This window comes from Phenylobacterium sp. (genome assembly GCF_031412415.1).
In the GTDB taxonomy this organism is placed as follows: Bacteria; Pseudomonadota; Alphaproteobacteria; order Caulobacterales; family Caulobacteraceae; genus Phenylobacterium.
In genome coordinates this window covers 1-2,500 of record NZ_JANOCX010000329.1, presented here as the reverse complement: position 1 = coordinate 2,500, position 2,500 = coordinate 1, and the positions used below count along the sequence as shown (strand labels likewise).

Here is a 2,500-nt window from a genome sequence, read left to right as displayed (position 1 = left end):
CGATCCTCCGCCTAAGAAGCCGCTGTTGTTCGCGACCGTCGGCGCGACCCTGCCGTTCGATCGGCTGGTCGACACGGTGGCCGAGCTGAAAGCCAACGGCGACATTCCAGAGGATGTGATCATCCAGACTGGGCTACGAGGACATCGGCCGCCTGGGTTGGACGTCTTCGAGACCCTGCCGTTCGACAAGATTCAGGACCTGCTGCGTGACGCCTCAATCGTCATCTGCCACGGGGGCACGGGCTCGCTTATCACCGCGTTGCGCCAAGGCTGCCGCGTGATCGCGATGCCGCGCCTGATGGAGAAGGGCGAGCATTACGACAACCATCAGGCCGAGATCACCAGCGCGTTCGCCGCGCGTGGCCTTATCGCCGTGGCCAACACCCCCGCAGAGCTGTCACAGGCGCTGAAGACCGTCCGCAGCCGCCCGCCGGTCATGGCCACGACAGATCCGGCCGAACTGATCGCCTATCTCCACGACGTGATGGCGCAGGTGGGCGAGCGCTTGCAGGTCGCGCCGGCGCCGCGCCTGGCCCTATGAGCCGAACCAACTCGGCACGCCGCGCCGGTTGAGCAGGCCCGCCATCCAGCCCCCGACGCCGTAGCCGACCTGACGCCAGGCGCCGCGCCGGCCGAACCGCAGGAAAATCAAGGCGAACGAAGCCAGGGCCGCCACGGGTAGCCGCGAGGGGAAAACGTCGCGGGTGGTCAGCATCTTGTTGCGTTCGTTGAGATAGATCGGGCCTCGGGGGCGGCGGCGCATGTCGTCGTAGGAGCCGGTGGTTGTTCCGGCAAAGTGCATGACCCTGGCCCCCGGCGCGTAGCCGAGACGCATCCCAAGCTTGCCGCCACGCAAGCACCACTCCACCTCTTCGCAGTAGAGGAAGTACTCTTCGCGCATGGGTCCGACGACCTGCAGGAACCGGCGTCCCATCATCATCGAGGCGCCATTGAGGTAGTTCTGGCTCGCTTCGATGTCGCGCGGATCAGGAACGGAGCTCAGATCGCCGCCATGTCCGATGGACTCGGCGCGCGCCAGCCAGGGTCGCCAACGGCCGCCGTGCGACTGGACCCGGCCATCGCTCAGATAGATGGTCGAGCCCACGGCCTCGCAGTCGCCGACGGCCAGGCGCGCCACCTGAAGCGCCATCGCGTCAGGCTCCGGATGGGTGTCCGGGTTGAGCACCCACCAGGCGTCCGAGTCCGGCGCCTGGGCGATGCAGACATTCACACCGCCCGCATAGCCAAGATTGCCCGGCGCCATGACGGCGCGCACCGGGCGCCCGTCTCCTATCCTGGCGGGCAGCACGCCTTGCAGGGCGGCGAACGCCTCGGCGCCTCCGTTCTCGCAGATGACGACATCGAAGTCTCGATGCGTGGAGCGGGCCAGCGCCTCGAGGCAGCCCTGGATGTCGCCAGCGTTCCGGAAGCCGACGATGCAGACCGTGACATGCATGCTCACGCGTCCCGGCCCTGGCGCATCAGATGGAAGGCGTGAGCCAGGCGCCAGAACCTTAACTTGAACAGGGTCGCGACCGCGCTGAACCGCTGGGTCAGGGTCGTGAGCTGGTCGCTGGCGAACACCTTCGGCGTGTGCGCCACGGCCGACAGGGGCAGGGCCAGACTGCGCAGGCCCCACTTCAGTTGTCCGGCGGGCCGCTCGCGATAGAGCCGGTAAGTCTCGGCGTTCACCCGTCGCCATTTGGCCCAAAGTTCATCCCAGGTGTGTCGGGCCGGATGGCCGACGACGGCGCGGGGCGCATAGCCCAGGCGCAGGCCCATCGCCCGGGCGCGGAACGACCACTCGACATCCTCGGAGACGGCGGCGCGAAAGCCACCGACCTGGTCAAAGACCGCGCGGGTGCAGAACAGGTTGCCCGCGCCGGTGAAGCCCTTCTTGGTGATGTAGGTCTTGAAGTCGAAGGCGAAGACGCGTTCGAACGCTTCGGCGCCGGTCATCCGGTCGGGTTGGTCGACCAGGACGGTGACCCGGCCGCCGACGAAATCAAAGGCGGGGAGGGCGGCCACGCCCTCGGCCAACCACTCCGGCTCGGGCACGCAGTCTGAGTCGGTGAAGGCCAGGATCGCACCCGTGGTCAGGGCCACGCCGCCGTTGCGCGCGGGACCCGCGCCCTTCTCCCCGACCACCACCAGACGCGCCCGGCCGGCGACGTGCGCGGCGACGGCGGCCTCGCCCTCAGGCGAGTTGTTGTCGGCCACCACGATCTCGAAGTCGGCCGCGGGATAGGTCTGACGCGCCAAGGCGCGCAGGCAGAGATCGAGACCTGCGAGATCCCGATAGTGTGGAATGACGACGCTGACCTTGGGCATGTCGCTCAACAGGCTGACCCCGGTCCACGGGGGCCGCGCGTGCGTTGATTGGTTCCTGACCGGTTCAAGTTGTCACTCCCGCCTCGCCTGAAAGCCGGTGACCCTCGCATGCCGCGGGTTGCAGGACTGCTAAGGCGGCGGGACCTGTAGACGGTGAGCGGCGGACCGC

Annotated in this window: 3 protein-coding genes; 1 reads left to right on the top strand and 2 read right to left on the bottom strand. The window is 68.0% G+C overall.

Going from position 1 to position 2,500, the window contains the following annotated elements:
- The coding region (locus RMO04_RS16015; protein ID WP_309645771.1) for a glycosyltransferase at positions 1–541 on the top strand (541 nt) is incomplete at its 5' end.
- Here the strand turns inward: RMO04_RS16015 and RMO04_RS16010 are convergent.
- Both RMO04_RS16010 and RMO04_RS16005 read right to left on the bottom strand, forming a co-directional pair.
- Entirely contained in the window at positions 536–1,456 is a 921-nt protein-coding gene (locus tag RMO04_RS16010) for a glycosyltransferase family 2 protein (protein ID WP_309645773.1), read from the bottom strand. The two genes, RMO04_RS16015 and RMO04_RS16010, sit on opposite strands and share 6 nt — an antisense overlap.
- A gap of 2 nt (positions 1,457–1,458) precedes the next feature.
- On the bottom strand, positions 1,459–2,331 hold the full coding sequence (locus RMO04_RS16005; RefSeq protein ID WP_309645772.1) for a glycosyltransferase: 873 nt from the start codon (positions 2,329–2,331) through the stop codon (positions 1,459–1,461).
- Positions 2,332–2,500: the final 169 nt, after the last annotated feature.